The organism is Streptacidiphilus sp. BW17, from assembly GCF_041262485.1.
Lineage (GTDB): Bacteria > Actinomycetota > Actinomycetes > Streptomycetales > Streptomycetaceae > Streptacidiphilus.
On sequence record NZ_JBGCCR010000024.1, the window covers coordinates 38,184 to 60,694 of the forward strand.

21 protein-coding genes are annotated in these 22,511 nt (G+C 71.4%); 10 read left to right on the forward strand and 11 right to left on the reverse strand.

What is annotated here, in order from left to right:
- Window positions 1-2: 2 nt before the first annotated feature.
- The 3 genes from ABH940_RS25655 to ABH940_RS25665 are packed head-to-tail and all read right to left on the reverse strand — an operon-like array spanning window position 3 to window position 3,640.
- On the reverse strand, window positions 3-1,802 hold the full coding sequence (locus ABH940_RS25655; protein ID WP_370072496.1) for a glycoside hydrolase family 15 protein: 1,800 nt from the start codon (window positions 1,800-1,802) through the stop codon (window positions 3-5).
- A 31-nt stretch (window positions 1,803-1,833) separates the two neighbouring features.
- Complete coding sequence (locus ABH940_RS25660; RefSeq protein ID WP_370072495.1) at window positions 1,834-2,622, reverse strand: SURF1 family protein; 789 nt, start codon at window positions 2,620-2,622, stop codon at window positions 1,834-1,836.
- Between the two features lie 25 nt (window positions 2,623-2,647).
- Window positions 2,648-3,640, reverse strand: coding sequence for a DEDDh family exonuclease (locus ABH940_RS25665; RefSeq protein ID WP_370072494.1), 993 nt, complete (start codon window positions 3,638-3,640; stop codon window positions 2,648-2,650).
- Window positions 3,641-3,737: 97 nt separating this feature from the next.
- On the opposite strand from ABH940_RS25665, the gene ABH940_RS25670 reads away from it, so the two are divergent.
- Window positions 3,738-4,781, forward strand: a complete 1,044-nt coding sequence (locus ABH940_RS25670) for a zinc-dependent alcohol dehydrogenase family protein (RefSeq protein ID WP_370072493.1) — start codon at window positions 3,738-3,740, stop codon at window positions 4,779-4,781.
- A gap of 39 nt (window positions 4,782-4,820) precedes the next feature.
- Window positions 4,821-5,390, forward strand: a complete 570-nt coding sequence (locus tag ABH940_RS25675; protein WP_370106266.1) for a Uma2 family endonuclease — start codon at window positions 4,821-4,823, stop codon at window positions 5,388-5,390.
- A gap of 77 nt (window positions 5,391-5,467) precedes the next feature.
- Here the strand turns inward: ABH940_RS25675 and ABH940_RS25680 are convergent, their stop codons facing one another.
- Window positions 5,468-6,655, reverse strand: coding sequence for an acyl-CoA dehydrogenase family protein (locus ABH940_RS25680; RefSeq protein WP_370106267.1), 1,188 nt, complete (start codon window positions 6,653-6,655; stop codon window positions 5,468-5,470).
- Window positions 6,652-7,836 (reverse strand): CaiB/BaiF CoA transferase family protein, encoded by a 1,185-nt coding sequence (locus tag ABH940_RS25685; RefSeq protein WP_370072490.1) that lies wholly within the window; start codon window positions 7,834-7,836, stop codon window positions 6,652-6,654. Before ABH940_RS25685 ends, ABH940_RS25680 begins: the two co-directional genes overlap by 4 nt.
- 236 nt (window positions 7,837-8,072) lie before the next feature.
- On the opposite strand from ABH940_RS25685, the gene moaA reads away from it, so the two are divergent.
- Window positions 8,073-9,080 carry a GTP 3',8-cyclase MoaA gene (gene moaA / locus ABH940_RS25690; RefSeq protein WP_370106268.1) on the forward strand — a complete coding sequence of 336 codons (1,008 nt, stop codon included), beginning with the start codon at window positions 8,073-8,075 and terminating at the stop codon, window positions 9,078-9,080.
- 46 nt (window positions 9,081-9,126) lie between these two features.
- Here the strand turns inward: moaA and ABH940_RS25695 are convergent, their stop codons facing one another.
- From ABH940_RS25695 to ABH940_RS25710, 4 genes are all read right to left on the reverse strand, one after another.
- Window positions 9,127-9,339: a hypothetical protein gene (locus ABH940_RS25695; RefSeq protein ID WP_370072488.1), complete on the reverse strand. Its 213-nt coding sequence runs from the start codon at window positions 9,337-9,339 to the stop codon at window positions 9,127-9,129.
- Between the two features lie 201 nt (window positions 9,340-9,540).
- Window positions 9,541-9,861, reverse strand: a complete 321-nt coding sequence (locus ABH940_RS25700; RefSeq protein ID WP_370072487.1) for a DUF3099 domain-containing protein — start codon at window positions 9,859-9,861, stop codon at window positions 9,541-9,543.
- A gap of 133 nt (window positions 9,862-9,994) precedes the next feature.
- Window positions 9,995-11,419, reverse strand: coding sequence for a metallopeptidase TldD-related protein (locus ABH940_RS25705; RefSeq protein WP_370106269.1), 1,425 nt, complete (start codon window positions 11,417-11,419; stop codon window positions 9,995-9,997).
- Window positions 11,419-12,942 carry a TldD/PmbA family protein gene (locus tag ABH940_RS25710; RefSeq protein WP_370106270.1) on the reverse strand — a complete coding sequence of 508 codons (1,524 nt, stop codon included), beginning with the start codon at window positions 12,940-12,942 and terminating at the stop codon, window positions 11,419-11,421. The genes ABH940_RS25705 and ABH940_RS25710 overlap by 1 nt, the downstream gene beginning before the upstream one ends.
- A 198-nt stretch (window positions 12,943-13,140) precedes the next feature.
- Here ABH940_RS25710 and fabG point away from each other — a divergent pair, with 198 nt between their 5' ends.
- Both fabG and fabI read left to right on the forward strand, forming a co-directional pair.
- Window positions 13,141-13,845, forward strand: coding sequence for a 3-oxoacyl-[acyl-carrier-protein] reductase (fabG, locus tag ABH940_RS25715; RefSeq protein WP_370072484.1), 705 nt, complete (start codon window positions 13,141-13,143; stop codon window positions 13,843-13,845).
- Between the two features lie 5 nt (window positions 13,846-13,850).
- Window positions 13,851-14,621: an enoyl-ACP reductase FabI gene (fabI, locus tag ABH940_RS25720; RefSeq protein WP_370072483.1), complete on the forward strand. Its 771-nt coding sequence runs from the start codon at window positions 13,851-13,853 to the stop codon at window positions 14,619-14,621.
- Window positions 14,622-14,875: 254 nt separating this feature from the next.
- On the opposite strand, the gene ABH940_RS25725 is transcribed toward fabI, so the two are convergent.
- Window positions 14,876-15,538, reverse strand: a complete 663-nt coding sequence (locus ABH940_RS25725; protein ID WP_370106271.1) for a FadR/GntR family transcriptional regulator — start codon at window positions 15,536-15,538, stop codon at window positions 14,876-14,878.
- A 101-nt stretch (window positions 15,539-15,639) separates the two neighbouring features.
- On the opposite strand from ABH940_RS25725, the gene ABH940_RS25730 reads away from it, so the two are divergent.
- From ABH940_RS25730 to ABH940_RS25750, 5 genes are all read left to right on the forward strand, one after another.
- On the forward strand, window positions 15,640-16,920 hold the full coding sequence (locus tag ABH940_RS25730) for a CynX/NimT family MFS transporter (protein ID WP_370106272.1): 1,281 nt from the start codon (window positions 15,640-15,642) through the stop codon (window positions 16,918-16,920).
- Between the two features lie 17 nt (window positions 16,921-16,937).
- Window positions 16,938-17,060 carry an SGM_5486 family transporter-associated protein gene (locus ABH940_RS25735; protein WP_268926978.1) on the forward strand — a complete coding sequence of 41 codons (123 nt, stop codon included), beginning with the start codon at window positions 16,938-16,940 and terminating at the stop codon, window positions 17,058-17,060.
- Window positions 17,061-17,100: 40 nt separating this feature from the next.
- Window positions 17,101-17,622 (forward strand): histidine phosphatase family protein, encoded by a 522-nt coding sequence (locus ABH940_RS25740; RefSeq protein WP_370072419.1) that lies wholly within the window; start codon window positions 17,101-17,103, stop codon window positions 17,620-17,622.
- Window positions 17,623-17,803: 181 nt separating this feature from the next.
- Window positions 17,804-19,129, forward strand: a complete 1,326-nt coding sequence (locus ABH940_RS25745; protein ID WP_370072418.1) for an alpha/beta hydrolase — start codon at window positions 17,804-17,806, stop codon at window positions 19,127-19,129.
- Window positions 19,126-21,750: a bifunctional lysylphosphatidylglycerol flippase/synthetase MprF gene (locus ABH940_RS25750; protein WP_370106273.1), complete on the forward strand. Its 2,625-nt coding sequence runs from the start codon at window positions 19,126-19,128 to the stop codon at window positions 21,748-21,750. The genes ABH940_RS25745 and ABH940_RS25750 overlap by 4 nt, the downstream gene beginning before the upstream one ends.
- Before the next feature lie 31 nt (window positions 21,751-21,781).
- Here ABH940_RS25750 and ABH940_RS25755 read toward each other — a convergent pair whose 3' ends face one another.
- Complete coding sequence (locus tag ABH940_RS25755; RefSeq protein ID WP_370072416.1) at window positions 21,782-22,504, reverse strand: epimerase; 723 nt, start codon at window positions 22,502-22,504, stop codon at window positions 21,782-21,784.
- Between the last annotated feature and the right edge of the window lie 7 nt (window positions 22,505-22,511).

A 22,511-nucleotide genomic window follows, 5' to 3' on the forward strand; every position in this document is an offset into this window, starting at 1 on the left:
TCTCACTCCTCTTCCGCTGCGGCCAGCGCGAACGCGGTGTTGACCAGGGCGACATGGGTGAACGCCTGTGGTGTGTTGCCGAGCTGGCGTCCGGTCAGCGGATCCCACTCCTCCGAGATCAGGCCGAGGTCGTTGGCCAGGCCGGAGACCCGGTCGAACAGGGCCCGCGCCTCCTCCACGCGGCCGATCGCCAGCAGCGCGTCGGCCAGCCAGTACGAGCAGGCCAGGAACGCGCCCTCGGTGCCCGCCAGGCCGTCCACCGCGTCCGTCTGGTCGGAGCCCGCAGGCGTCGAGTAGCGGCGGACGAAGCCGTCGTGGTCCAGTTCGCGCTGGACCGCCTCGACCGTGGCGACCACCCGGGCGTCGTACGCGGGCAGGAAGCCGGTCTTGACCACGAAGAGGGTGGCGGCGTCCAGCGCCTGGCCGCCGTAGTACTGGGTGAAGACGCCCCGCTTGGGGTCGACGCCGCGTGCGCAGACGTCGTCGTGGATGTTGTCGCGCAGCTCGCGCCAGCGCTCGGTGGGGCCGGGCAGGCCGGTCTCGTCGGCGAGCTTGACCGCGCGGTCGAAGGCGACCCAGCACATGATCTTGGAGTGGACGAACTGGCGACGCGGCCCGCGCACCTCCCACAGGCCCTCGTCCGGGTCGGACCAGTGCTCCTCCAGGAACTCCAGCAGCTTGCGCAGCAGGCCCCAGACATGACGCTCTATCCGGATCCCGTGCTGGTGGGCCAGGTAGAGGGTGTCCACCACCTCGCCGTAGACGTCGAGTTGGAGCTGGTCCACGGCCGCGTTGCCGAACCGGACCGGGTGCGAGCCCTCGTAGCCGGGCAGCCAGTCGGCGACCGTCTCCGGGAGCCGGCGCTCGCCGCCGACCCCGTACATCGTCTGCAGGTCGGCCGGGTCGCCCGCGATCGCGCGCAGCAGCCAGTTGTGCCAGGCCTCCGCCTCGCGCCGGTAGCCGGCGTTCAGCAGCGCGGAGAGGGTCATCGTGGAGTCGCGCAGCCAGCAGAAGCGGTAGTCCCAGTTGCGCGCGCCGCCGATCTGCTCGGGCAGTCCCGCCGTCGCGGCGGCGACGATGCCGCCGGTCGGCTCGTAGGTGAGCGCCTTGAGCGTGATCAGGGAGCGGATGACGGCCGCGTGGTCCCTCTCGGCCATCTCCGTCGAGCACCGCGCCGACCAGGTCTCCCAGTCGGCGAGAGTGCTCTTCAGCTCCGCCTCCGCGTCCGGGCGCGGGGGTTGCCGCTGGTGCGAGGGCGCGTAGCTGAGCACGAACGGCACCCGGTCGCCCGCGCGGACGGTGAACGTCGAGATGGTGGCGAAGTCCTTGCCGACCGTCCGCACGCCGTCGCCGCAGTGCAGCCAGACGGAGTCGGGACCGGCGACCGCGACCCGGTGGTGGTTGGTGCGGCGCATCCACGGGATGATCCGGGCGTAGTCGAAGCGCAGCCGGACCTCGCCGGTCATGTGCACCTCGCCGCTGACGCCCTCGACGATCCGGATCACGTCCGGCGTGCGGTCGCGCTGCGGCATGAAGTCGATCACCCGGACCGTGCCCGTGGCCGTGGTCCACTCGGTCTGCAGCACCAGGGTGTCGCCGACGTAGGAGCGGCGGGGCGCCTGGCCGTCGGAGGTGGGGGCGAGCCGCCAGTGGCCGTGCTCGTCGCCGCCCAGCAGTGCGGCGAAGCAGCTGGGCGAGTCGAACCGCGGCAGGCAGAGCCAGTCGATGGAACCGTCCCTGCCCACCAGCGCGGCGGTCTGCAGGTCTCCGATGAGCGCGTAGTCCTCGATGCGTCCGGGCATGGGGCCATCCTGCCCGGTGGGGCACCCGAAGTCAGGCCTTTGCGGCCAGCCTCACGTCGCGTCGGAAGAGGAAGAACCAGGCGATGGGGATCATCACCGCGAAGAGCCACCACTGGACGGCGTAGGGCAGGTGCACGCCCTTGCCCACCACGGCCAGGGAGTTGGAGTTGGTGTCGTTCGGGTTGGGCACCATCTCGGCCTGGGCGGAGGACGACAGGGCAGGAGAGGACCCGGTCATCTCCAGATAGCCGGCCAGCACGGGCTGACTGAAGTTCTTGGCCTGTTCCTGACTGTTGATCAGCATGTACTGCCGGTTCGGCAGCCCGCCCGGGTTGTGGATGCCGGTCAGCGCGGCCGTCTCGTCGGGCCGCAGCCGGCCGGTGACGGTGATCTCGCCGCTCGGCGTGGTCGGCAGCGGAGGCAGCTGGGCGCCGGTGGCGTTGCCGGGCGCGATCCAGCCGCGGTTGACCAGGACCACCTTGCCGTCGTCGGTGACCAGCGGGGTGACCAGGTAGAAGCCGGGCTGGTCACCGGAGGCGTCGGTCCGGTTCCGGATCACGACCTCCTTCGCCGCGTCGAAGTGTCCCATCGCGGTGACGGTGCGATACATCTCACTCAACGGGACGGTCACACCGGGCTTCGACAGCGTCTCCATCGCGACCGGGCGCGCGGCCAGGTTCGCGTTGATCGTCGCGTTGCTGCGGTTGGTCTGCTGGTACCGGTGGTACTGCCACTGGCCCAGCCACGCCATGGCCGGGATGAGGGCGAGGAACACCAGGGTCAGGATCAGCCAGCGCCGGGTGAGGAAGATGCGGAGCACTCCACGACGTTACCTCCGCTCCCCGTCAGTCCTTGCGCTGGGGTGCCACCCGTTGGAGGAGTTGGAGGAAAGCGGCCTCGTCGACCACCGGCGTGCCGACCTCGCGGGCCTTGCGCGCCTTGCCCGTCCAGCCGTCCGGGTCGTTGGTGACCAGCAGGCTGGTCCGGCTGCTGACGGAGGTCGCGACGTGCAGCCCGGCCTCGGTGAGCCGGTCCTCCAGCACCTCGCGGTCGGTCGCGGTGTCGCCGGTGATCGCCACGCGCATGCCCTGCACCAGCGGTCCGTCCTGCTGCCACCGGCCCGGGTTCGGGTACGGGCAGGCCGGACGCCGCTTGGCGGGCCGGTACCCGCCCCAGGACCCCTGACGGCGGATCGTCTGCGAGGGCACCGGCGCGGTCGCCCCCGTGCTCATGCTCGGCCCGAGGTCGCTTATCGGCACGCACGGGACCAGCGGCAGCCGCAGCCCCGCGTCCGCGGCCAGCCGCAGGCTGGGCCGGAACACCTCCGCCAGCACGCGGGCGTCGTCCAGCGCGTGGTGCGCCTGCCGGGTCTCCACGCCGAAGTGCGCGGCCAGCGTGCCGAGTTTGTGGTTGGGCAGCGGCAGGCGCAGGTCCCGGGAGAGCACGATGGTGCAGAGGCGCTGCTCGATCGGCGCGCGCCCGTCCATCCGGGCGTACTCACGGGAGATCATCGACCAGTCGAACAGGGCGTTGTGGGCCACCAGCACCCGGCCCGCAAGCCGCCGCGACAGCTCGTCGGCGATGCCGGGGAACGTGGGCGAACCCTCCAGCACGTCGGAGGTCAGGCCGTGGATCCAGACCGGTCCGGGATCGCGCTCCGGGTTGACCGTGGCGTACCAGTGGTCCTGCACGCCGCCGCGCGCGTCCAGTTGGTACACGCCGACGGAGATCACCCGGTCGGTCCGTCCGAGCCCGGTGGTCTCGACGTCCACCACCGCCCAGCCGGCGTCCGGGTACTCCGCGGGCCAGATGGCCTCTGTGTCGCTCCCTGCAAGCATGGTGGACCACAATACGGTGAGAGCCTGACAGCGCCGACCGCCGCACTGTCGGGCGAAGCCCGTGACCACGGGCTCGGAACCACCAGAGAGAAGCACCATGCGCGCCACAGTCATCCACGGACCGAACGACATCCGGATCGAGGAGGTCCCCGACCCGGTGGTACGCAAGTCCACCGACGCGGTGGTGCGGACCGTCCTCGCCTGCATCTGCGGCAGCGACCTGTGGGCCTACCGCGGCGTCGCCGCACGCGAGCCGGGACAGCGGATCGGGCACGAGTTCCTGGGCGTGGTCGAGGCCGTCGGCGCTGACGTCCGCGACGTGAAGCCGGGCGACCTGGTCGTCGCGCCGTTCGTCTGGTCCGACGGCGTCTGCGAGTTCTGCGCCGAAGGACTTACCACCTCCTGCCCGCATGGCGGCTTCTGGGGCACGCCCGGCTCCGACGGCGGCCAGGGCGAGGCGGTCCGCGTCCCGTTCGCCGACGGCACGCTGGTCAAGCTGCCGACTGACGCCCAGTCGGATCCGCGGCTGCTCACCGCGATGCTGGCGCTGTCTGACGTCATGGCGACCGGCCACCACGCCGCGCTCGCGGCGGGCGTCCGTCCCGGCGCGACGGTCGCCGTCGTCGGCGACGGCGCGGTCGGCCTCTGCGGCGTCCTCGCCGCGAAGCGGCTCGGCGCGGAGCGGATCATCGCCATGGGCCGCCACGAGACCCGCACGGCCATCGCCCGCACCTTCGGCGCGACGGACATCGTCGCGGAGCGGGGCGACGAGGCGATCGAGGCCGTCCGCGAGCTGACCGGCGGCGTGGGCGCCCACGCGGTTCTGGAGGCCGTCGGCACCGAGCAGTCCATGAAGACCGCGATCTCCATCGCCCGCGACGGCGGCGCGGTCGGCTACGTCGGCGTCCCGCACGGCGGCAGCGCGGGCGTGGACATCAGCCAGATGTTCAACCGCAACGTCGCTCTCCGCGGCGGTGTGGCCCCGGCGCGGGCGTACATCCCTGAGCTGCTCGCCGACGTGCTCGACGGCACGATCGACCCGTCCCCGGTCTTCGACGCGGAGGTCGGCCTGGACGGTGTCCCGGACGGCTACAAGTCGATGGACGAGCGCACGGCGCTGAAGGTGAAGATCACCTTCTGAGTCGTTCGCCGGGTGGCTCCGGAATGGGATGATGGCGACATGACCGGTCCTGTCATCCCTGAGCGCCACGCCCAACTGCTGGCTTACGCGTCCAGCCTGACCCCGCCGTCGGGCTGGAAGATCGAGGTGTCCGGCGACGAGGTCATCATGATGGCCGGGCCCTCGGTGATCCACCAGCGGAACCTTCTGGTGGTGCGGGAGCAGTTCGACAGGCACCGGCCGGCTGAGCTCATGCCCAGCGAGAACACCGACCTTGCCTCGCCGCACACCGGCACTCTGCGCAATCCGGACCTGACCTACATCCCGCTGGCAGTCGTGGAACTGGGCGGCAACGAGGTGTCCGCGGACCTCGCGGAGATCACGGTGGAGATCGTCTCCCCGTCGAACCCGGAGAACGATCTCGTCGGCAAGGTGCGGGACTATCCGCGCATGGGTGTTCCGCTTTATCTCCTCATCGACCCGCGCGAGGGCACGGTCACCCTCTACTCCGAGCCCGCCGACGGCACTTACCGGCAGCGGTGGATCGGGAAGTTCGGTGACACCGTCCCGATCCCGGCGCCTTTCGACTTCGACCTGGCTACCACGAGCCTGATCCGTTACCCGTCGTAGGCTCGCGGCACCACCAGGACTCCCGGGGCGGCCGGGAGGGAAGCCGGCGACCGCCCCGGGAGTCTTCGGTGCGGCTCCTACCGGAAGGCGTCCTGCCCGGTGAGGGTCTTGCCGATGACCAACTGGTGCATCTCGACGGTGCCCTCGTAAGTGAGCACGGATTCAAGGTTGTTGGCGTGCCGCATGATCGGGTACTCGTAGCTGATGCCGTTCGCGCCCAGAATGGTCCGCGCGGTGCGGGCGATCTCGATCGCTTCGCGGACGTTGTTGAGCTTGCCGTAGCTGACCTGCTCCGGGCGCAGCGTGCCTGCGTCCATGCGGTTGCCGAGGTGCAGGGCGAGCAGCAGGCCCTTGTTGAGTTCCAACGACATGTCCGCCAGCTTGGCCTGGGTGAGCTGGAAAGCGCCCAGCGGCTTGCCGAACTGCTCGCGGGTGATGCTGTACTCCCGCGCCGTCTCCAGGCAGCTGCGCGCAGCGCCCAGCGCGCCCCAGACGATGCCGTAGCGGGCCTGGTTCAGGCAGGACAGCGGGCCCTTCAGGCCCCGCACCTCCGGAAAGACGGCGTCGGCGGGCAGCCGCACGTTGTCCAGCACCAGCTCGCTGGTGACCGAGGCGCGCAGCGAGCCCTTGTGCTTGATCTCCGGAGCGGAGAAGCCCGGCGTGTCCGTCGGTACGACGAACCCCCGGATGCCGTCCTCGGTCTGCGCCCAGACCACCGCGACGCCGGCCACCGAGCCGTTGGTGATCCACATCTTGCGGCCGTTGAGGATCCAGTCTGCCCCGTCGGACGAGCCGTCGCGCTTCGCGGCGGTGCGCATCGACGCCGGGTCGGAGCCGTGATCCGGCTCGGTCAGGCCGAAGCAGCCGATGATCTCGCCGGCCGCCATGCCCGGCAGCCACTGCTGCTTCTGCTCCTCACTGCCCCAACGGTGGATCCCGTACATGGCCAGCGAGCCCTGCACCGAGACCAGCGACCGCAGCCCGGAGTCGGCCGCCTCCAACTCCAGACAGGCGAGGCCGTACTGCACGGCACTGGCGCCCGCACAGCCGTAGCCGTGCAGGTGCATGCCCAGCGCGCCGATCGAGCCCAGCTCGCGGGCCAGTTCGCGCACCGTGGGCAGCTCGCCCGCCTCGTACCAGTCGGCGATGTGCGGCAGCACCCGGTCCGCGCACCACTCCCGCACGGTGTCGCGGACGGCGAGGTCCTCGGCACTGAGCAGGTCGTCGAAACCGAGCGGGTCACGGGGGTCCAGAGCAGGGCTCATGCTGATTCCTCGGTGGTCGAGAGCGGTTCGGAACGCGGGGCGGTGAGCCAGGCGCGTACGGCGTCATTGTGCTCGCCGAGACGCGGCGGGGCGACGGGTTGACGGACGGGTGTCGCGGTCAGGGTGAGCGGACTGCGGACCTGCGGGACGCGGCCCTCGCCGACGTCCGCCACCGGCGCGAGGCCCAGCTCGTCGGCGAGCGCGAACGCGCCGGCCAGGTCGTTGACCGGGCCGCACGGGATCCCGGCCCCGGTGAGCAGCGCCTGCCACTCGGCCGTGCCGTGCGCCGTCAGCGCCGCCTCCAGCAGCGAGACCAGCTCCGGACGGTTCCGGACCCGCTCCGCGTTGGTCGCGAACCGCGGGTCCTCGGCCAGGCCCGGCACGCCCAGCGTCCTGGCGAACGCGCGGAACTGGCCGTCGTTGCCGCACGCGACGGCGAGGAGCTCGCCGTTCGCGCAGTGCAGCGTCTCGTAGGGCGCGATGCTGGGGTGCTGGTTGCCCATCCGGCCGGGTGCGCGGCCGGTGGCGAGGAAGCCGGACGCCTGGTTGGCCAGCGAACCGAGCAGGCTGGAGAGGAGGTTGACCTCCACATGCTGGCCCTGGCCGGTCCGGTCCCGGTGCCGCAGCGCGGCCAGGATTGCGGCGACCGCGTCCTTGGAGGTCAGCACGTCGACGAGGGCGACGCCGACCTTGTGCGGCTCACCGTCGGCCGGGCCGGTGATGCTCATCAGGCCGCCGACGGCCTGGACCACGAAGTCGTAGCCGGGGAGCGGGCTGCCGGTGCCGAACCCGGTGATCGAGCAGTAGACCAGCCCCGGGTTGGCGGCCAGCGCGGACGCCTGGTCCAGCCCGTAGCGGGCGAGGGAGCCGGGCTTGAAGTTCTCGATCAGGATGTCGGCGCGGGCCGCCAGCTCTCGGGCGAGTGCGGCGTCGTCCGGGTCGCCGAGGTCCAGGGTGATGCCGCGCTTGGTGCGGTTGGCGGCGTCGAAGTAGGCGGCGGTGCCGTCGACGAACGGCGGTCCCCAGGCGCGGGTGTCGTCCCCGGCGCCGGGGCGCTCCACCTTGACCACGGTCGCGCCCAGGTCGGCGAGGGTCGCTGCGGCGAGCGGACCGGCCAGCACCCGGCTGAAGTCGGCCACGAGCACGCCGTCGAGCGGTGCGGGTGCTGTCGGCGTTGTCATGCGGCCATGCTTGCAAGATCCAAACGGACCGAGGAATAGGCCTGGGTGGTGAGAAGCGCCACCTGGACACGCCTGCGTGTCCATAGCTGGGGATGGGACGGGCGCAGGCCGGGGACAGGCCGGGGACGCGCCTCTTCCGGCCCGGTCGGGTGGACGCGGAGCCGTGGACGGTCGACTCGTGTGTCGGTGCGGGGCACTACGCTGGCTGTGAGGCGGAGAGAAAGGTGTGTGGCATCGTGACCGCAGTCGAAACCGGTCTGCTCGACACCTTCGGGCGTCGCGCGGTTGACCTGCGTGTCTCGGTGACCGACCGCTGCAACCTGCGCTGCACCTACTGCATGCCCGAGGAGGGCCTGCAGTGGCTCGCCAAGGACACGCTGCTGACGGACGAGGAGATCGTCCGCCTGGTCGGCATCGCCGTCGGCGAGCTGGGCGTGCGCGAGGTCCGCTTCACCGGCGGTGAGCCGCTGCTGCGTCCCGGGATCGTCGGCATAGTCGCGGCCTGCGCGCAGCTGACGCCGCGCCCTGAGCTGTCGCTGACGACCAACGGCATCGCCTTGTCGCGCACCGCGCAGGCGCTGCGCGACGCCGGTCTGGACCGGGTCAACGTCTCCGTCGACACCCTCGACCCAGCCACCTTCAAGACGCTCACCCGCCGCGACCGCCTCGACGACGTCCACGCGGGCCTGGCCGCGGCGGAGGCGGTGGGGCTGCGACCGGTCAAGCTCAACGCGGTGCTGATGCGCGGCGTCAACGACCACGAGGCAGCCGATCTGCTCGCCTACGCGCTGGAGCACGGCTACGAGTTGCGCTTCATCGAGCAGATGCCGCTGGACGCCCAACACGGCTGGGACCGCTCGAAGATGATCACGGCGGAGGAGATCCTCGAGCGGCTGTCCGCACGTTTCACGCTGACCCCCGAGCCGGACGAGCGGCGCGGTGCGGCCCCCGCCGAACGCTGGCTGGTCGACGGCGGCCCGGCACGCGTCGGCGTGATCGCCAGCGTCACCCGCCCGTTCTGCCGGGCGTGCGACCGCACGCGGCTCACCGCCGACGGTCAGATCCGCAACTGCCTGTTCGCGACGGAGGAAACGGATCTGCGGGGCGCGCTGCGCGCGGGAGCGGGGAACGCGGAGATCGCGGAGCTGTGGCGCAAGGCGATGTGGGGCAAGAAGGCTGCCGCCGGCATCGACGACCCCTCCTTCCACCAGCCCGAGCGGCCGATGTCGGCCATCGGCGGATAGGGCCGGTTGCACGGTGCTCATGGGGCGCGGCACTAGGTCGTGCAACTCACTCCTGAGTCCACTCCGCCAGCGGGACAACGTCCTTGAGGAACCCGCGGAGGTCCAGGAACTGCGTCAGGTGCTCGCGGTGCTCCTCGCACGCGAGCCACGTCTTCCTGCGGTCGGGCGTGTGCAGCTTGGGGTTGTTCCAGGCCAGGACCCAGACCGCGGCGGCGCGGCAGCCCTTGGCGGAGCAGATGGGGGCGTCGGTGGTGCTCATGCCCCAAACCCTAATGGCGATGCCGGGCAGCCACGGGGGGAGCCGCCCGGCATCGGTCCGTCGCTCCGACGGGGGACGCGGAGCGCGTGAGCAGTATGGCACGTAACTCTGGGCTCCGGACCCGGGATCAGGCCATTCCGCTTGAGCCGGGCCGGAGTCCGCGCTCAAGCCCGCGCTCAAGCCCGGACGCGAGGGACGCCCTCACGACCCCTCACCGTCGGTCGGAGCCGCCGACCCGGCGCCCAGCATCGGCGGGGGCTGGTAACCCACGAACGTCTCCGGCGTCTTCGGCGGGCCCTCGCGACCGGCGTTGGCGAACAGGACGGCGAAGTAGGGGATGACCGTGCCGCCGACGAGCGCGATGATCGCCGCTATCCGCGACTCGGACCAGAGCACGACCGCAAGGATGACGCAGATCGTGCGGACGGCCATCGAGACCATGTACTTGCGCTGGCGGCCCTTGACGTCCTCGGTCAGGCTCGACCGCGCACCGGTGATACGGACCGCTTTCGACTTACCCACCCTGACTCACCCGCCCACGCCCGGCCGACCCCTCTCGCGGCCCTTCCCGTCCACCGTACGCTTCGGGCACCCCGCCGAGGAGAGGGGGGTGCCCGAAACGTCGCGTGTCGGCCCAGGGGCGAGGCCGGACGGTCTACGACGCCTGGCTCACCGAGCTCATGTGGAAGTCGCCGACCCGCACCGGCGGCATCGCCGCCCGCGTGAACCAGTCGCTCCACTCGCGCGGCAGGCACTGCTCCGTGCGGCCGACCTCGGTGATCCGGCCGAGCAGGTCCACCGGGGACTCGTTGAAGCGGAAGTTGTTCACCGCCCCCTTCACCTCGCCGTTCTCGACGAGGTAGACGCCGTCCCGGGTGAGGCCCGTGAGCAGCAGCGTCGCCGGGTCCACCTCGCGGATGTACCAGAGGCAGGTGAGCAGCAGGCCACGCTCGGTGCGGGCGATCATCTCGTCCAGCGTCGCGCCGCCGCGCGGGTCGGGGCCCTCGAAGACCAGGTTGTCGATCGCGGGCCGGACCGGAAGACCCGTCATACCGGCCGAGTGGCGGGTGGTGATCAGGTTGGCCAGCTCGCCGTCGCGGATCCAGTCGGTGGCCGTCAGCGGCAGGCCGTTGTCGAACGCCGAGGTGTCGCCGCCCGAGGCGTGCGCGACCACGAACGGCGCCGCCTCCAGCCCGGCGTAGGTCGGGTCGCTGCGCAGGGTCAGCGGCAGCCGGGACAGCCGCTCGCCGAGGCGGGTCTTCCCGCCCGGCTTGGAGAAGACGGTGCGGCCCTCGTGGGCGTCCCGACCGCCCGCCGACCAGGTCAGATAGATCATCAGATCGGCCAGCGCAGACGGCGGCAGCAGCGTCTCGTAGCGACCCGCCGGAAGGTCGACGGTCCGCTCGGCCCAGCCGAGCCGCTGCGCCAAGCGCTGCTCCAGGGCCTCCACATCCACGTCGCGGAAGTCCCGGGTCGCCGCGCCGGTCCAGGCGGAGGCCGAGAGGTCGGCGGTCTTGGCGTTGAGCTCCAGCGTGCCGCTCGGCTGGTCGTGACGGAGCCGGATGCCGGTGGAGGTGCCCAGATACGTCGAAGTGACGGTGTGGTGGGCGAAGCCGTACAGCAGCCGGCCGCTCTTGCGGGAGAGCGCGAACGCCTCGCCGAGCGCGGGCGCGAACTCGGCGAAGACGTCGATGGACGTCTCGGCCGGGGCCCCGGTGAAGTCGGCCGACGCGGGACCGGCCGGTGCGAGCAGTGGCTGCGCGTCCTCGGCCGGACCGGCCGCCCGCGCGGCGTCCTCGGCGGCGCGGACCAGCGACTCCAGCTCGTCGGCGGTGACCGCCTCGCGGGAGACGACGCCCGCGGCGGTGCCCTCCCGGCCGTCGACGGTGGCGATCACGGTGACCGTCCGGCCCCGGGTGACGCCGTTGGTGGTCAGGCTGTTCCCGGCCCAGCGCAGGTTGGCGGTGGACTCCTCGTCGGCGATGACCACGCAGCCGTCGGCGCGGGACAACTCCAGCGCGCGCTCGACCAGCTCGTGCGGCTTGACGGCGCCCGCCTGGACAGTGTTCTGACTGGGCATCAGCGTCCGGCCTCCTGCTGGGTGTTGAGCACGTTGACGGAGCGGAACAGGGCGGACGGGCAGCCGTGCGAGACCGCCGCCACCTGGCCCGGCTGCGCCTTGCCGCAGTTGAAGGCACCGCCCAGGACGTACGTCTGCGGACCGCCGACGGCCTCCATCGAGCCCCAGAAGTCGGTGGTGGTGGCCTGGTAGGCGACGTCCTTGACCTGCCCGGCCAGCTTTCCGCCGCGGATCCTGAAGAACCGCTGCCCGGTGAACTGGAAGTTGTAGCGCTGCATGTCGATCGACCAGGAGCGGTCGCCGACGATGTAGATGCCGTCCTCGACGCCCGCGATCAGGCCCGCGGTGTCCGGGCCGCCCTCGGCGGGCCGGAGCGAGACGTTGGCCATCCGCTGCACCGGGACGTGCGCGGGGGAGTCGGCGAAGGCGCAGCCGTTGGACCGGCCGAGGCCCTTCATCAGCGCCATCCGCCGGTCCAGCTGGTAGCCGACCAGGGTGCCGTCCTTGACCAGGTCCCACTGCTGGGTCTGCACGCCCTCGTCGTCGTAGCCGACGGTGGCCAGCCCGTGCTCCACGGTGCGGTCGCCGGTGACGTGCATGACGTCGGAGCCGTAGCGCAGCGAGCCGAGCTTGTCGAAGGTGGCGAAGGAGGTGCCCGCGTAGGCGGCCTCGTAGCCGAGCGCCCGGTCCAGCTCGGTGGCGTGGCCGATCGACTCGTGGATGGTCAGCCACAGGTTGGACGGGTCGACGACCAGGTCGTAGCGGCCCGCCTCGATGCCCGGGGCCTTCATCTTCTCGGCCAGCAGCTCCGGCAGTTGGGCGAGTTCGGCGTCCCAGTCCCAGCCGGTGCCGCGCAGGTACTCGAAGCCGCGGCCGACCGGCGGGGCCAGCGTCCGCATCGAGTCGAACGCTCCGGAGGTCTCGTCGACCGAGACCGCCTCCAGCTCGGGGTGCAGCCGGACGCGCTGCTGGGTGGTGGTGGTCCCGGCGGTGTCCGCGTAGAACTTGTTCTCCTGGACGGCCAGCAGAGACGCCGTCACATGCGAGACGCCCTTGGCGTCCAGCAGCCTGCGGCTCCAGTCGGCCAGCAGCGCCGACTTCTCCGGGTCCGGGACGTCGAACGGGTTCTCCTGGTAGGAGGAGACCCAGGTGACGTCGCCGTAGGACGGCTCCTCGGCCAGCTCCACGGTCTCCTCGCTGAGCCCGCCCGACAGCCGCGCCACGGCGACCGCCTGCTCCGCGACCCGCGCCGCCGCCTCGGGCGTCAGGTCCACGCCCGCCGCGAAGCCCCAGGCGCCGTCGACGACCACGCGCACCGCGTAGCCGAGCTGCAGCGCGTCCGAGCCGCCCGCGGGCCGCGCGTCCCGCAGCCGCAGCGAGGCGCTGCGGACCCGCTCCAGGCGGAAGTCCGCGTGGGCGGCGCCCAGCGCCTGGGCCCTGGTCAGGGCCGCCTCGGCGAGCCGCCGCAGCGGCAGCGAGAGGAACGCGCCGTCCACGCCCGGCGGGGTCGGAGTTTGCGACATGGGTCTCCTCGGTGAGGTGGGATCATCCGCTGGCAGCATCCTGCCCTGAATCCCGCTGGGTGCGCGCATAACTGTCAGAAGCCGACAGATACCCGCACGCCGTGCTGTGGAGGGTCGATTCGCTCCTGCCTGCGATCAGCGGATAGCGTCGCACTGTCCGCCCCTGAGAACGTCCCCGCAGTTGAGAGAGGTACGCCTGTGAGCCGGTCGGTTCTGGTCACCGGAGGCAATCGGGGCATCGGCCTCGCCATCGCCCGGGCTTTCGCCGAGGCGGGCGACAAGGTCGCCGTCACCTACCGCTCCGGCGAGCCGCCGGAGGGCCTGCTGGGCGTCAAGTGCGACATCACCGACGGCGAGCAGGTCGACCAGGCGTTCAAGGAGATCGAGGCCGCCCACGGCCCGGTCGAGGTCCTGGTCGCCAACGCCGGCATCACCCGCGACACGCTGCTGCTGCGCATGTCCGAGGACGACTTCACCTCCGTCCTGGACACCAACCTCACCGGCACCTTCCGGGTGGTGAAGCGCGCCAGCAGGGCCATGCTCCGCGCCCGCAAGGGCCGGGTCGTGCTGATCTCCTCGGTCGTCGGCCTGCTGGGTTCGGCGGGCCAGGCCAACTACGCCGCCTCCAAGGCCGGTCTGGTCGGCTTCGCCCGTTCGCTCGCCCGCGAGCTGGGCTCGCGCAACATCACTGTCAACGTCGTCGCCCCGGGCTTCGTGGACACCGACATGACGGCGGTGCTGGGCGAGGAACGCCGCGCCGAGATCGTCTCGCAGGTGCCGCTGGCCCGTTACGCCCAGCCGGAGGAGATCGCCGCCGCGGTGCGCTTCCTCTCCTCCGACGACGCCGCATACATCACCGGAGCCGTCATCCCCGTGGACGGTGGATTGGGAATGGGTCACTGAACACCATGAGTGGAATCCTCGACGGCAAGCGCATCCTGATCACCGGCGTGCTGATGGAGTCCTCCATCGCGTTTCACGCCGCCAAGTTGGCCCAGGAGCAGGGCGCCGAGATCATCCTGACCGCGTTCCCGCGTCCCAGCCTGACCGAGCGCATCGCCAAGAAGCTGCCGAAGCCGGCGAAGGTCCTCGAGCTGGACGTCTCCAACGACGAGCAGCTGGCCGGCCTGGCCGAGAAGGTCCGCGCCGAGCTCGGCGACCGGCTGGACGGTGTCGTCCACTCCATCGGCTTCGCGCCGCAGGACGCCCTGGGCGGCAACTTCCTGAACACGCCGTGGGAGTCCGTCGCCACCGCGATGCAGGTCTCGGCCTTCTCGCTGAAGTCGCTGACCACGGCGCTGCTTCCGCTGATGACCGAGGGCGGCTCGGTCGTCGGCCTCACCTTCGACGCGCAGTTCGCGTGGCCGCAGTACGACTGGATGGGCCCGGCGAAGGCCGCGCTCGAGGCGACCTCGCGGTACCTGGCCAAGGAGCTCGGCAAGCAGGACATCCGCTGCAACCTGATCTCGGCCGGGCCGATCGGCTCGATGGCGGCGAAGTCCATCCCCGGCTTCGCCGACCTGGCGAAGACCTGGGACACCCGCTCCCCGATGACCTGGGACATGTCCGACCCGGAGCCGGCCGGCCGCGGGATCGTCGCCCTGCTCTCGGACTGGTTCCCGAAGACCACCGGCGAGATCATCCACGTCGACGGCGGCCTCCACGCCATCGGCGCGTAAGCGCTGCGCTCGGCACGCGAGGTAGTTGCACTTTAGGGGCGCGGGGCTCTGCCGATTTGCGGCTCCGCCGCGTGGGCGCGACAAGCCGTGCCCGTGCTGCCGCAGATAGCTGCACTACCAAGGGGCGCGGGGAACTGCGCGACAAGCCACCGGCATGCGGATGGTCCTCAACGGTCAGGGTCATCCGCGCAGGGTGGTTGCTCGCGCCCACGCGGCGGAGCCGCATGTCGGCAGAGCCCCGCGCCCCTTCGTGCCTACCGGCACGACTGCAGCGCTGACGCGGCCTCCGCTGCCGCCGTGTCGCCGTCGCCGGCGCGGATCGCGTCGAGAATGCCGTCGTGGCTGATGTACCGGCTCTCGTCCAGGACCGGTCCCACGACCGAGCGCAGCTCCTCCCGCATCACCTCGCCGAGGTCGGCGTAGAGCGCGGAGAGGACCTCGTTGTGGGCCGCCGCCGTCACCGCCTGGTGGAACGCGGCGTCGTTGAGGACGAAAGCCTCCACGTCGCCGGAGCGCCAGGCGTCCTCACGCCGCCTCAGTGCCGTCTCCAGCAGCCGGAGATCCTGCGCGGTGTGGCGGGAAGCCGCGAGCCGTGCCGCGGACGCCTCCAGCGCCTGGCGGAGTTCGGTGATCTCCGCCTTGTCCGCGTCCGCGAAGCGCCGGTGCATGACGCCGGCGAGCTCGCTGGTGGCGAGCACGTACGTGCCCGAGCCCTGGCGAATGTCGAGCAGGCCGTTGTGGGCCAGTGCCCGGACCGCCTCGCGGACGGTGTTGCGGGCGACGCCGAGGCGTTCCACCAGTTCGGCCTCGGTGGGGATGCGGGAGCCCACGGGCCACTCACCCGAGGTGATCTGGCTGCGCAACTGCGCGATCACCTGGTCGGCCAGCGGCTCGCGCCGGGGCGAGGTCAGTGCCATGTCGCTCCTGTCGGCTGGTTCTGAGTGCGGAACATCATCCCGCGTTCGGGAGGGGAGTAAAACCGCTCCCCGGATTCATCCCATCATTGTATGATCCAGCCATGCCTGCCGACCAGACCGCCGCTCCGGCGTTGCCCGACGCCGAATCTTCTGTCTCAGCCCCGCGATCTTCTGTTTCAGCCCCGCGAACCCTCGCGCCCGTGCACGTCAAGGCGCGCTGGTTGCTGGCGCTCGCGCTCGCCCTCGCCGCGTTCAACCTGCGCCCCGCCGTCGCTGCGCTCGGGCCGCAGCTGGACACGGTGCGGAGCAGCCTGCACATGAGCGCCGGGGTGGCCGGTCTGGTGACGGCCCTGCCGTCGCTCTGCTTCGCGCTGTTCGGGCTGCTGGCGCCCAAGCTGGCTCGGCGGCTCGGTCCGGCGGTGACGGTCTGCCTGGGCATGGCGGCCGTGACGCTCGGGATCGTCGCCCGCTCGTTCGCCCCGAACAGCGGGGTGTTCCTGCTGCTCAGCGCGCTCGCCCTGGCAGGCATCGCGGTGTCGAACGTGCTGATGCCGGTGCTGGTCAAGCGGTACTTCCCGGACCGGCTCGGGCCGGTCACCGGCCTCTACTCGATGTCGCTGGCCCTCGGCACCTCCGTGGCGGCGGCGCTGGCGGTGCCGCTGACCACCGCGCTGGGCGGGGGCTGGCGGGTCGGGCTCGGTGTCTGGGCGCTGGCGGCCGCGGTCGCGCTGGCGCTGTGGCTGTTCCAGGCGGCGACGCTGCGCCGCGACGGAGCGGGCGCCCCGGCCGCCGGCACGGCCACGATCCGGATCACCCGCAGCCGCACCGCGTGGCTGCTCGGCGTCTTCTTCGGTCTGCAGGCGACCGCGGCCTACGTCACCATGGGCTGGCTGCCGCAGATCTTCCAGGACGCCGGGATCTCCGCGACGCAGTCGGGCGTGCTGCTCGCCGTCACGATGGCCGTCGGCGCTCCGCTCTCCTTCGTGATCCCCTCGCTGGCGACGCGGATCCCGCACCAGGGCCCGATCGCGGCCGTCCTCGCGGTCTGCGGGCTCGCCGCCTACGCGGGCCTGGGCTTCGCCCCGGCCGCCGCGCCGTACGTCTGGGCGCTGCTGCTCGGCATCGCCAACTGCGCCTTCCCGCTGGTGCTCACGATGATCGGCCTGCGTTCCCGGACCAGCGAGGGCGTGGCCCGGCTCTCCGCCTTCGTCCAGGGCGTCGGCTACCTGATCTCGGTGCCGGGCCCGGTGGTGATCGGCGTGCTGTACCAGCGTGAGCACGGCTGGCACCAGGCGTTGATCCTGCTCGCGGTGCTGATGACGGTCCAGCTGTTCGTCGGACTCGCCGCAGGACGACCCCGGCAGATCGAGGACGAGAGGTGAGTGGCAGACTTCCTGCCATGCCTGTTCTTGAACCGAATCCCACCGGTGGCAACAAGAAGCTCCTGCAGATGTTCGGCCTGATCGGCCTGATCATGGTGGTCATCGCGATCATCGCCACCATCGGCGCGAACTTCGGGTGAGCTCCTGCCGCTTCGTCCGCTTTCTGCGAAGCTGACAGACATGAGCGTCGACACGTCCCGCACGATCATCGTCCTCCGCCACGCCAAGGCCGACTGGCCCTCGGGGGTGGCCGACCACGAGCGGCCGCTGGCCGACCGTGGACGTAAGGACGCCCCCAACGCCGGCCGCTGGCTGGCCGTTGCGGGCATCGTCCCCGACCTGGCCCTCTGCTCGACCGCCGCGCGCGCCCGGGAGACCTGGAAGCTCTTCGCCCACGAGCTGCCGGAGCGCCCGCGCACGGTGTACGAGGACCGGCTCTACGAGGCCGCCCCGGGTCAGCTGATCGAGGTGCTGCAGGAGCTGCCGGAGGACGTCCGGACGGTGCTGCTGGTCGCCCACAACCCGGGCGTGCAGGGCCTGGCGGAGATCCTCTCCGGCGAGTTCGAGGAGGACACCCTCGGCCACCTGCGCGCCACCGGCTTCCCGACCTCGGCGATCGCCGTGATCGACGTGCCGTCCTTCTGGAAGGGCCTCGAACCGGGCGTCGGCAAGCTCCGCGCGTTCTACGCGCCGGTGGACTGACGGTCCGCACCTGCTTCTGAAGGCCCCCGGCTCCCCCGGCCGGGGGCCTTCGGCGTCCTGGCGCGATCTTCAGGGCCCGATCCTTCCGACAGAGTGAAGATCAACATGCGGCCACCGGTGATCTGCTCTGGAATCGCCTGAGGAACCAGAGATCGTGAGAGACCACGAGAGGTGGCGGCGCATGCCCGTCCGGGGGAACCAGCTCGCGGGTGGCCCAGGGGACTGGTCGCTGCTGTCCGGATGGCTCCCCGCCGTGCTGGCCGTGTTGGGCGTGGCGTCGCTGGCATGGTTGCTGCTCTCCCGGCGTCGGAGCTGGTGGCTGCGCTGGCTGCCGCTGGTCCTGGTGCTGGCGGCCGGGTGCTCGGTGCTGATCGTGGTCTGGGTCGACGACTGGTGGCAGCCCTTCCCCGACGGGTTGCCCACCCAGTCGGCGGTATGGGTCGGCGTCTGCGTGCTGGCGGTGCTGCTCTTCCTCTTCCGACTGCCGTTCCTGCGCTGGGGCGGCCGGGTGCTGGCACTGGTCGCCTGCCTGCTGGTGGTCGCCTTCGCCGGGAACAGGGTCAACCAGCAGTTCCAGCAGTACCCGACGTTGAGCACGTTGCCCGGACCCTGGCAGACCCAGCCGGACGCGCTGGCGGTGGGCGCCAAGGAGGCGGTGCTGCACGTCCCGGCCGGCAGGACCATCGCCGAGGTGTGGCACCCACCGGCCGACATGCCGGCCAAGGGCCGCCTCTCCACGGCCAGGATCCCCGGCGCCGTCTCCGGCTTCACCGCGCGCGACGCGATCGTGTGGACGCCTCCCGCCTACAGCACCAAGGTCCGGCCGCTGCTGCCCGTGCTGGTGCTGATGGCCGGGCAGCCCGGTGGTCCGGAGGACTGGCTGGGCGGTGGTCAGCTGCAGCAGACCATGGACGCGTACGCCGCCGGCCACCGGGGGCTGGCGCCGGTGGTCGTCGTCGCGGACCCGATCGGCTCGCCGTTCGACAACACGCTCTGCATGGACTCGAAGATCGCCAAGGCGCAGACCTACCTGGCCAAGGACGTGCCGACCTGGGTCACCGCCAATCTCCAGGTCGGCGCCGGCCGCACCGCCTGGACCGTCGGCGGCCTCTCCTTCGGCGGCACCTGCGCGCTGCAGCTCGCGGTCAACGCGCCGGCGGTGTACGGCTCGTTCCTGGACATGTCCGGCCAGGACGAGCCCACGCTCGGCAACCACGCCAAGACGGTGAACCAGGCCTTCGGCGGCGACGAGGCCGCCTTCAACACCGCCGACCCGCTGCATGTGATGGCGCGCAGGCAGTTCCCGGACACCGCCGGGGTCGTCCTGGCCGGCGACGGCGACGCCGAGTTCGGGCCGCAGCAGCGCAGGGTCTACGCGGCCTGCCAGAAGGCCGGAATGCACGTGGTCTACAAGACCGTGCCCGGCGGCCACGACTGGGCCGTGTGGAAGACCGGACTCGCCGACGAACTGCCCTGGATCGCCCAGCAGGACGGACTGAGCTCATGACCTCGCAAGCGCAGACCACCGCCGACACCGAGGAGGCGCCGGCCGCCCTCGCGAACCCGTTGCACCGGCTCGCCGGGAACCTGCGGCGCTGGCTCGTCGCGGCGGCCGTGGTTCCCAGGGTGCTGGCCAAGGCCCCGCTGACGGCGGTCTTCCTGGCCGCGTTCTGGGTGGTCGGCCTCGTGACGGGCAGTGTCGTCCACGGCCCGTCCGACTCGCTGCTGCGGCATGTCGGGGCCGGCACCACCAGCCTGACGCAGGGCAGGTGGTGGACCCTGTTCAGCTACGGCCTCTGGGAGCCGGGGCTGGCCCCGTACCTCATCACCACCGCGCTGGCGCTGGCCACGCTGCTCCCGGCGGAGCGACGCCTCGGCGCCGTCAAGGCGGGGGCGTTCCTCCTCGCCTCGCAGGTGCTCGGCGCCCTGCTCGGGATCGCGGCGATCGAGGCCGGGGCGGCTGCGGGTGACCCGTGGCTGGAGAGCTCGGTCGCGGATCTCGGCCACCACCTCGCGATCAGTCTCTCGGTCGGTGCGAGCGTCGGGCTGACCGGCGTCGGACTGGCCCTCAGCGCTCAACTGACCGCGCTGTGGCGCCGCCGCACCCGACTGCTGCTGATCACCATGACGCTGCTCTTCCTCTTCTACGCGGGCGACGTGCTCGACATCATGCGGGCGGGCGCGGCCTTCGTCGGCCTCGTCGGCGGCGCGCTGCTGCTCGGCAAGCGGCGGTCGCTGCGCGGCGTCCGGCTGCTGCCCTCCTCCCACGCGGAGACCAGAGTCCTGGTGGCGCTGCTCGCGGCCACCTCCGCGATCGGACCCGCGATCAGCTGGATCACCGGCTCGCAGGGCGGCCCGCTGGCGATCTACGAGGAGCTCTTCATCCCCTCCAACCTGTCCGCCGGGGAGGTCACCGACGCCTGCGCCGGAGCGGGCGCGGGGAGCAGGGCCTGTCTTTCCCTACGTGCCGACTACCTGCTCAACAACAGCGTGGCGGTGGTGACGCTGTTCGTGCCGGTGCTGATCCTTGCGGTGATCGCGCTCGGACTCTGGCGCGGGCGGCGGATGGCCTGGTGGGCGGCAGCGCTCTTCGAGGTCGGCATCTTCGCCGCGACGCTGCGCTTCTTCCTGCTCACCCGGTCCCAACTGGTGAACGACCCGACCACCCAGCCCGGCCTGGTCACCGGGGTGACCATCTACTCCGTCGGGCTGTTGTTGGTCCCGGTCGTGATCCTGGCGGTGCTGGCGCTCACCCGGTGCCACTTCCGCCTGCGCGCGGAGAAGGAGACGGCACTGACCTTCTGGACCATCGCCGTGCTGGCCTTCGTGGTCATCGGCGCGACCTACGTCAAGTTCGGCTACGACGCCCGCAACGAGTTCAGTCCGGTGCCGACCTTCCACCAGATGCTCGTCGACTACCCCAAACGCCTGCTCCCGGACAGCTATCTGATCCTCTTCGGCACCTCCCTCTACGCGTTCGTCCCGGTGAGCGGCTGGGCCAAGGCGCTGTACGAGCTGACCGGGCCGGTCTTCTGGCTGATCGTGCTCGGCGGTCTCTTCGTGGCCTTCTGGCGGGCGGGCGCACGGCGGAAGGAGGACCACTCGGCCGAGGCGGGGGCGCTGCTGCTGGAGAACGGCGGCTCGACCCTCTCCTACATGACCACCTGGCCCGGCAACGAGTACTGGATCAGCGAGGACGGCCGGGCCGCCGTCGCCTACCGGGTCGTCGGTTCCATCGCGCTCACCACGGGCGACCCCTACGGTGAGCCGGACGCCCGCCGGGCGGCGGTGGCGGGATTCAGCAGCTTCTGTGACGAGCAGGGCTGGTCGCCCTGCTTCTACAGCATCACCGGCGAGATGAGGCAGCGCTCGGACGCGCTCGGCTGGTCCGCCGTCCAGGTGGCCGAGGACACCCTGCTGCGGCTGCCCGACCTCGCCTTCACCGGCAAGAAGTGGCAGGACGTCAGGACCGCGCTCAACAAGGCGGGCAAGGCCGGGATCACCGCCCACTGGCACACCTGGCCCACCGCCCCGCTCTCCGTCCAGGAGCAGGTGCGGGCACTGTCGGAGGAGTGGGTGGCGGACAAGGGCCTGCCCGAGATGGGCTTCACCCTCGGCGGCCTGGACGAGCTGGACGACCCGCGCGTGCGGATCCTGGTGGCGGTGGACGCGGACGGAACGCTGCACGGCATCACCAGCTGGCTGCCCTGCTACCGGGAGGGGCAGCCCGTCGGCTGGACCCTCGACTTCATGCGCCGCAGCGGCGAGGGCTTCCGCGGCGTGATGGAGTTCCTGATCGCCAGCGCGGCACTGCAGTTCAAGGAGGAGGGCGCGGAGTTCCTGAGCCTCTCCGGCGCGCCGCTGGCCCGGATCGACCGGGGCGAGCAGGCCGTGCCGCTCCAACGCGTCCTCGACATCGCGGGGAAGGCGCTGGAGTCGGTCTACGGCTTCCGTTCGCTGCTCGCCTTCAAGGCCAAGTTCCAGCCCGAGTACCTGCCGCTCTACATGTCGTACCCGGACCCGGCCCAACTGCCCGCGATCGGGACCGCCATCGGCAAGGCGTACCTCCCGCACACCACCCCGGCCCAGATGCTGCGGCTGAGCCGCCAGTTCACCTCCTCGGGGTGACGCGGCCGGAGCTCGTCGCCAGCCGGGGCCGTCAGCCGTGCGCCTCGGGCTCCGCTCCGGCGGCGAGCTCGTTGATCTCGGGGCTGGCGAGCACGCGCGGACCGGTGCCGTGCAGGTCCACGACGGCGAGCATGGCGCGGCCCAGGTTCTCCGTCGTGGTGACATGCCTCGGCGCCAGCCGGGAGAGCAGCGGGTAGGCGGGCCGGAAGGCCGCGTAGGCGGCCCGGTACCAGCCGGTCTTCGCCCGCTCGCCGTGCATCGGCTGGATCCAGCCGGGCCGGAACAGGTAGGTGACCAGCCCCTCCTGCGCCAGCAGCGCGTTCTCGGTGGCGCCCTTCACCCGCGCCCAGGCCACCCGGCCGCGCTCGGTGGCGTCGGTGCCCTCCCCGGAGACGTAGGTGAAGGTCAACCCGGGGCTGGCAAAGGCGAGTTCGCGCGCTGCGGCCATGGTGAAGTCGTACGTGATCCGCCGGTAGGTCTCCGCGTTCTGGCCCACGCTGGAGACGCCGAGGCAGAAGAAGCAGGCCGCGGCGTGCTCGAAGTGGTCGTGCAGCGCGGAGAAGTCGGTGAAGTCGTCGTGCACGACCTCGGTCAGCTTCTCGGCGCCGTCCGTGATCCCCGGCGCATCGACCGGCGTGAGCGGCCTGCGGACCACGGCGACGACCTCACGCACCCGCTCGTCCCGCAGGCACTCGCGCAGCACGCCCTGTCCGACCATCCCCGAGGCGCCGAACAGGACCACTTTCATGTTCATACAGGAA

Coding starts and splice junctions, on each gene's coding strand:
- ABH940_RS25750 (WP_370106273.1), top strand. CDS start 19,126: ATGACCTCGCAAGCGCAGACCACCGCCGACACCGAGGAGGCGCCGGCC.
- fabI (WP_370072483.1), top strand. CDS start 13,851: ATGAGTGGAATCCTCGACGGCAAGCGCATCCTGATCACCGGCGTGCTG.
- ABH940_RS25710 (WP_370106270.1), bottom strand. CDS start 12,942: ATGTCGCAAACTCCGACCCCGCCGGGCGTGGACGGCGCGTTCCTCTCG.
- ABH940_RS25695 (WP_370072488.1), bottom strand. CDS start 9,339: ATGAGCACCACCGACGCCCCCATCTGCTCCGCCAAGGGCTGCCGCGCC.
- ABH940_RS25675 (WP_370106266.1), top strand. CDS start 4,821: ATGACCGGTCCTGTCATCCCTGAGCGCCACGCCCAACTGCTGGCTTAC.
- ABH940_RS25655 (WP_370072496.1), bottom strand. CDS start 1,802: ATGCCCGGACGCATCGAGGACTACGCGCTCATCGGAGACCTGCAGACC.
- ABH940_RS25680 (WP_370106267.1), bottom strand. CDS start 6,655: ATGAGCCCTGCTCTGGACCCCCGTGACCCGCTCGGTTTCGACGACCTG.
- ABH940_RS25725 (WP_370106271.1), bottom strand. CDS start 15,538: ATGGCACTGACCTCGCCCCGGCGCGAGCCGCTGGCCGACCAGGTGATC.
- ABH940_RS25730 (WP_370106272.1), top strand. CDS start 15,640: ATGCCTGCCGACCAGACCGCCGCTCCGGCGTTGCCCGACGCCGAATCT.
- ABH940_RS25740 (WP_370072419.1), top strand. CDS start 17,101: ATGAGCGTCGACACGTCCCGCACGATCATCGTCCTCCGCCACGCCAAG.
- ABH940_RS25755 (WP_370072416.1), bottom strand. CDS start 22,504: ATGAACATGAAAGTGGTCCTGTTCGGCGCCTCGGGGATGGTCGGACAG.
- ABH940_RS25705 (WP_370106269.1), bottom strand. CDS start 11,419: ATGCCCAGTCAGAACACTGTCCAGGCGGGCGCCGTCAAGCCGCACGAG.
- ABH940_RS25745 (WP_370072418.1), top strand. CDS start 17,804: ATGCCCGTCCGGGGGAACCAGCTCGCGGGTGGCCCAGGGGACTGGTCG.
- ABH940_RS25685 (WP_370072490.1), bottom strand. CDS start 7,836: ATGACAACGCCGACAGCACCCGCACCGCTCGACGGCGTGCTCGTGGCC.
- ABH940_RS25735 (WP_268926978.1), top strand. CDS start 16,938: ATGCCTGTTCTTGAACCGAATCCCACCGGTGGCAACAAGAAGCTCCTG.
- ABH940_RS25665 (WP_370072494.1), bottom strand. CDS start 3,640: ATGCTTGCAGGGAGCGACACAGAGGCCATCTGGCCCGCGGAGTACCCG.
- ABH940_RS25670 (WP_370072493.1), top strand. CDS start 3,738: ATGCGCGCCACAGTCATCCACGGACCGAACGACATCCGGATCGAGGAG.